The organism is Nocardioides sp., assembly GCF_051876515.1.
In the GTDB taxonomy this organism is placed as follows: domain Bacteria; phylum Actinomycetota; class Actinomycetes; order Propionibacteriales; family Nocardioidaceae; genus Nocardioides.
In genome coordinates this window covers 1-6061 of the sequence record NZ_JBJEHY010000216.1, presented here as the reverse complement: position 1 = coordinate 6061, position 6061 = coordinate 1, and the positions used below count along the sequence as shown (strand labels likewise).

Genomic DNA, 6061 nt, shown 5'->3' with positions numbered 1-6061 from the left:
CGAGGAGCGAACGAGCACCGGTCGCCTCCTGCTGGGCCTCAGCGCGCAGGGCCTCGCTGGTCGCGACCGCGTCGGCCTGCGCGCGGAGCACGGTGTCGAGCCACTGCTCGTCGGGCTCCTCGGGAGGCTCGACCTCCGCGTGCGCGCACAGGGTGGCGAGCGCTGCGGAGGCGGTCTCCTCGGCCCGCTCGACGCCGGCGCGCAACGCTGCGGCCCGCTGCTGGAAGGCGTGGTCGTAGTCGGCGAAGCGTTCGGAGTCGAACAGGGTCCTCAGCAGGGGCTGCCGGTCGGCGCTGCTGGCGACGAGGAACTGCTCGAACTGGCCCTGTGCGAGCAGCACGACCTGCAGGAACTGTTCGGCGGTCAACGGGAGGATCTCGAAGAGCCGCTGCCCGACCGTGCGCAGCTGGGACTCGAGTCCGACCCACCGGGTGCCGTCCCAGCGGGAGAGCTCGGCCGTGGCCCGTTCGGGCGTCGTGCCCTCCCCCCTGGCCCGGGGGCGGAGGTACTCCGGTGAACGCCTCACGCGGTAGGTCGTCTCGTCCGCGGTGAACTCCAGCTCGACCCAGGTCGGCTCGTCGGGCGTGCAGAACTGGCTGCGCACCTGGGCACCCGCGTGCGTGGAGTACCGCGGCGCCGAGCCGTACAGGGCGAAGACGATCGCGTCGAGCAGGGTCGACTTGCCGGAGCCGGTCGGACCGTTGATCAGGAACAGCCCGTGCGGCGCGAAGGCGTCGACGTCGAGCAGCACCTCGCCGCGAAACGGGCCGAACCCCGCCATCGAGACCCGGTGGATCCTCATGCCCGGGCCGCCTGCCCGCGCACCGACGAGACCACGTCGGCGACCAGGGCGCGCTCGTCGTCGCTGGGGCCCTCGCCGTCGCGCACGTGGACGAGGAAGTCGGCGATGACCTCCTCGTCCGAGAGCTCGGTCAGCACCCTCGCCGTCCGGCGCGGGTGGGCGGCGGGAGCCACGGGTGGCAGGTGCTCCAGCACTGCGCAGTGGGCGAAGCGGACGCTCAGCCGGCGCATCGGATCCACGGGACGGTGCTCGTCGAGCAGCCGTGCGCGCACCCAGTCGTCGGCGTGCACCGCCAGCGACTCGTCGCTCAGCAGCTCCTCGAGCGTGCCCGTCAACGTGACCAGCCGTCGCGGGACCGGGAGGTCGAGCCAGTCCACCGACGCCAGGCCGACGGCGTCCAGGGTGACCAGCCAGGCCCCACGGGGGGCCGCCTCCTCGGAGAACGAGAGGTGCAGTGGAGCGCCGCTGTAGCGGACGTGGGCCGCCAGCGTGTTGCGTCGGTGGATGTGCCCGAGCGCTGCGTACGTCACGCCGTCGAAGGTCGGCACCGGGACACGGTCGACCCCACCGGAGGTGATCGATCGCTCGGACTCGCAGGACGAGCCCTCGGCACCTGCCACGAACGTGTGCGCTACCACGACGGAGCGTGGCGAACCGTGAGCGGCGATGTCGGCGCGGATGTTGTCGAGCGCGAACCCCATCACGCGGGCCTGGTTGGTGAGCCGCGCGTCGGGCCACCGGTGCCGGACCAGCGCTGGCTCGAGGTACGGGATCCCGTAGACGTGGACGGGCCCGTGGTCGTCCTCCAGCACGACCGCGCGGTCGTGCTCCTCCGGGCGCGTGACGATGTGGACACCGGCCGCCGCCGTGAACGCGGACTTCGCCCCGAGACGGGCCGGCGAGTCGTGGTTGCCGCTGGTGACCACCACCCGCGCACCGGTGGCGCTGAGTGCCACCAGCACCCGGTCGAGTTCCTCCACCGACGGGGCCGACGGTGTGGAGGAGTCGAAGACGTCCCCCGCCACGACCACCACGTCCACCGCGTGCTGGCGCACCAGCGCGACCAGGGCGTCGAGGACCGAGGAGAGGGCCTCGGCCGTCGAGTGCTGGTGGAAGGTCCGACCGATGTGCCAGTCGGAGGTGTGGAGGATCTTCACGTCACGCAATGCTAGGCAGGACCACTGACAGAACCGGGCAGGCGACCGCGCGTGGCGGGCGAGCACCGCGTCGACTCACCGGCTGCGCGCTGCCGCTCAGGCGCCGAAGAGCAGGTAGAGCCCCATGTAGGTGAAGAGCACCATCACGACCAGCAGGCCGAGCTGGCCGACCACGTGGTTCCGGCGCCCGAGGAGCTCCAGTGCACGGTCGTGCGCGGCGACGACGCCCAGGACGTGCCCGGTCACGATGGCGACGACCTTCGTGGAGGCGAGGAAGGTCACGTGGTCCGACAGCCACCGGTTGGGCGGCAGGTCGGCGGTCCCGAAGAGGTTCGCCCCCGTCCCCAGCGGGTCGCTCAGGTGCGTCAGGGTCTGCTGCCCGACCACCACGAAGTAGCTGAAGTAGTGGGCGACCATGTAGCCCACGATGATCGGGACCAGCGAGTGCGCGAGTCTCGCGGGCAGCTCCCGGCGCGGAAGCGACGCCGCCGGGGTCAGCATCGTCGCGAGTGCGAACACGACGCCCACGGCCACCACCCAGGCCAGCAGGCAGAGGGTGTTGACCAGGGCGGCGTCCACGTCGACGGCCTGCACGAACCGGATCCAGGTGACTGATCCCTTGAAGCTGTCGAACGCGGTCGACCCGAGCAGGACGGCGGTCGTCGCGACCAGCCCGGACTCGGGCGTCAGCCGCGCCAGGTGGCGCAGCGGGCTGATCCACACGCGGGTGCCGTCCTCGTCGCGTCCCCAGGGCGACAGGTGTGCGAGGAGGGTGGAGTACACCTCGAAGGGGTCGGCGCGCTCGACCCACTTCTCGCCGAAGACCAGACCGCCGAGGACCACGACGACGAAGTAGATGGTGAACCACAGGCGTACCGGGCCCAGGTACGTCGACTGCGGGTAGACGAGCTCCAGCCAGACGAACGCGAAGAGCATCACCGCCGCCGGCCAGTAGCCCAGCCACGCCGGGAACCGGGCCACTCCTCCCCCGGTGAGGCGACCCAGCAGGCTCACCAGCGTGCGCGCGGGGCTGACCGCGCGGAACGCCCTGCCGAACAGCAGCGAGGCGGGCACGATCCCGACCCAGAGCCAGACGTACACGACGCCGAAGACGGGGTTGACCAGCGTGTCGGGTCCCAGGAACGCCGGGACCAGCATGAACGCCAGGAACGCCAGGCCCATGGCCTGCCAGGCAACCCGCCAACCGCGGCTGTCGAGCAGTGCGGCCCACCGCTCGGGGAGCGGACGCGTGCCGGCGGGGACGGCGAAGCGGGGGCTGCGCCAGGCGACCAGGAGGATCACGAAGGAGGCCGCCAGCGCCGCCGCACCCCCGACGATCGCGAAGGACGCGGGGATCGGCAGGTCGGCCGCACCGCCGAGACCGTGCTGGGGCAGCGGTCCGGGGGCGATCACAGGACGGTCCGGGCGGACTCGACGGTGCTGTCGGTGCTCACCGGGCCATTGTGGCCGACGGGGTCACGGCGCACGGTGCCGGCTCTGGGCCAGGAGGGCGTCGGCGAGGGCGCCGCGCCACCAGGCGTAGTCGTGGCCGCCGTCGTAGGCGACCGCGTCGACCGCGAACCCCCGTTCGCCCAGCACGGCGCCCAGCTCGAGGTGCGGGCCCGCCAGGACCCACTCCTGCTCCCCGTGCCCGAGATGGATCCACAGGCGGCCCGGTTCGTTCGGCAGGGTCGCAGCGTCGAGCAGGTCGTCCTGCCACAGCGAGGCGGAGTGGGAGATCGCGTTCCCGACGGCGTCGCCGTGGTGCAGCACCGTGCGCAGGGCCGACAGGCCGCCCAGGCTCTGACCGGCCACCGTCACCGCGGCGGGCCCCTCCTGCACGCACCGCCGCGCCCGGAGCCAGGGCAGCACCTGGTCCACGACGAGGTCTCCCCCGCCTGCGCCGGCGCCGAGCTCGTCCCACCGCTGCTCGCGGCCGCCGGAGGCGACCAGGATCGTGCGCCACCCGGGCACGAGTCCGTCGGCCACGAGGTTGTCCAACGTCGTGGGCAGGTCCTGGGTGCCGTTCCAGACCTCGCCGTCGAGGACGACCAGGGCCGGCAGGGGTGTCTCGTCCGCCACCCCGGCCGGGTCGTGCAGCCACACCGGACGCCCGTCGTCGAGCACGTCGGCGACCAGGCGTCCGGGCGTCACGTCCCCACGGCGCGCCAGCCACCGCTGGGCCGGGGCATGGGGGGTCGCGGCCACGGACTGCCGCACGCCGGCCCGGTTGAGGCAGGAGTCGGGGTTCGCCGGATCGGCCTGCCCGCGGTCGAGGGCCGTACGGATGCGCACCTGGTCACCGTCCCCGAGCCATGGCGCCTGCTCGCCGTGGGCGCGCGGCAGGAAGGCGTAGGAGGCGCGCCACGCGGGCCCGAGCACGTACGTCAGGTGCCACAGGTCGGTGTCGCCGAGGCGCTCCATCAGGCTGTTGTGCAGGCGCGTCTCGTCGGTGAGTCGGTTGACGAAGAGGAAGACCTCGGCAGCCTCCGCGTCACGCCAGCAGAACGTGACGCGCCAGCGGTCGGGCCCGTCGGTGGCCTCGACCAGCGGCAGCCGTCCGGCGTGCTCCGACCAGAAGGCGTCGACGTCGCCCTGCGAGGGCGCCTCCCCCAGAGCGGTGAGGACGTCGCTGCGCCCGCGCTCGACGGGGTCGGGGCGCGGCACCTTCGGCGGCTGCCGGTGCGGCGTGCGGGGCGTGCTCACGAGACGCTCCGGGCCAGCGGGATCACGATCGGGGTGCCCGTCTCCGGGTCGGGGATGATCCGGCAGGGCAGGTCGTAGACCTGCTCGACCAGCTCGGCGGTGACGATGTCGCGGGGGTCCCCGGTCGCCACCACGTGACCGTCCTTCATCACGACGAGGTGCTCGGCGTAGCGGAAGGCCAGGTGGAGCTCGTGGAGGACGGCCACGACCGTACGGCCCTCGTGGCGCAGACGCTTGGCCAGCTCGAGCACCTCGACCTGGTGGGCGATGTCGAGGTACGTGGTCGGCTCGTCCAGGAGGAGCAGCGGGGTCTCCTGTGCCAGCACCATCGCCAGCCAGACGCGCTGGCGCTGACCGCCGGAGAGCTCGTCGACGGCGCGGTCGGCCAGTCCCGTCACGTCGGCGGCCTCCATCGCCCGGTGCACGGCCTCCTCGTCAGCGCGGGACCACTGACGGAACAGGCTCTGGTGCGGGTAGCGTCCCCGCGCGACGAGGTCGGTGACGGTCATCTGCGGGGGCGCGGTCGCCGACTGCGGGAGCAGCCCGAGGCGCCGCGCCACCTCCTTGGGGGCGAGCTCGTCGATCTGGGTGCCGTCGAGCAGGACCTCTCCCGCCAGCGGCTTCAGCATCCGCGCGAGGCTCCGCAACAGGGTCGACTTGCCGCACGCGTTCGGGCCGACGATCACGGTCATGCGCCCGTCGGGGATCTCCACGTCGACCCCGTGCAGGATCGTCCTGGTCCCGTACCCGGCCTCCAGGGCTCGGGAGAGCAGTCTTGTCAACGACGTGCCTTCTTCCATTCGTGGGTCAGCAGACCGAGCAGGTAGACGCCCCCGACGGCGCCGGTGATGACGCCCACGGCCAGCTCGTCGGGCGCGAGCAGGCGTTGAGCCACGACGTCGCTGGCCACCACGAGCAGGGCGCCGGTGAGCGCGGAGCCGGCGAGCCCGGCCGCGGGGCTGCGTGCCAGGCGACGGGCGATCTGCGGGGCGGCCAGGGCGACGAACGCGAGCGGGCCCGTGGCGGCGGTGGCCACGGAGACCAGCGCCACGGCCAGCACCACCGACCAGGTCCGTACACGCCCGACGTCGATGCCGGCCGAGCGGCACACGTCGTCGCCCAGGGAGAGCATGGACAGGGGCCGCGCCAGCGGTACGCACGCAGCCAGCAGGAGCGCCACCACGACCAGCGTGCCGGTGGCGCGCGGCCAGAGCACCGCGTTGAGCGAGCCCGCCAGCCACTGGGCGGCGGTCTGGGCGGCGACGAGCGAGGCCCGAACGACGAGCAGGGTGTTGAGCGCCTGCAGGGCCGCCCCCACCCCGAGCCCCACCAGGACCAGGCGCTGCCCGGTCAGACCGTGCCGTCGGGTGAGGCCGAAGACGACGGCAGCCGTGCT

General features: G+C 73.0%; 6 protein-coding genes. All 6 read right to left on the bottom strand.

Annotation, left to right across the window (positions count from 1 at the left end; genetic code table 11):
• A partial coding sequence (locus ACI379_RS15545; protein ID WP_439793019.1) for an AAA family ATPase occupies positions 1 to 802 on the bottom strand: 802 nt, incomplete at its 3' end.
• Positions 799 to 1959 (bottom strand): exonuclease SbcCD subunit D, encoded by a 1161-nt coding sequence (locus tag ACI379_RS15540; RefSeq protein ID WP_439793018.1) that lies wholly within the window; start codon positions 1957 to 1959, stop codon positions 799 to 801. The genes ACI379_RS15540 and ACI379_RS15545, both read right to left, overlap by 4 nt.
• Before the next feature lie 96 nt (positions 1960 to 2055).
• Entirely contained in the window at positions 2056 to 3372 is a 1317-nt protein-coding gene (locus ACI379_RS15535; RefSeq protein ID WP_439793017.1) for a hypothetical protein, read from the bottom strand.
• A gap of 63 nt (positions 3373 to 3435) precedes the next feature.
• The gene (locus ACI379_RS15530; protein WP_439793016.1) at positions 3436 to 4665 is read right to left on the bottom strand and encodes an enterochelin esterase domain-containing protein; all 1230 of its coding nucleotides are present in this window, start codon (positions 4663 to 4665) and stop codon (positions 3436 to 3438) included.
• Entirely contained in the window at positions 4662 to 5447 is a 786-nt protein-coding gene (locus ACI379_RS15525) for an ABC transporter ATP-binding protein (RefSeq protein ID WP_439793015.1), read from the bottom strand. Before ACI379_RS15525 ends, ACI379_RS15530 begins: the two co-directional genes overlap by 4 nt.
• On the bottom strand, positions 5444 to 6061 hold a 618-nt coding region (locus ACI379_RS15520; protein WP_439793014.1), incomplete at its 5' end, for a FecCD family ABC transporter permease. The genes ACI379_RS15525 and ACI379_RS15520, both read right to left, overlap by 4 nt.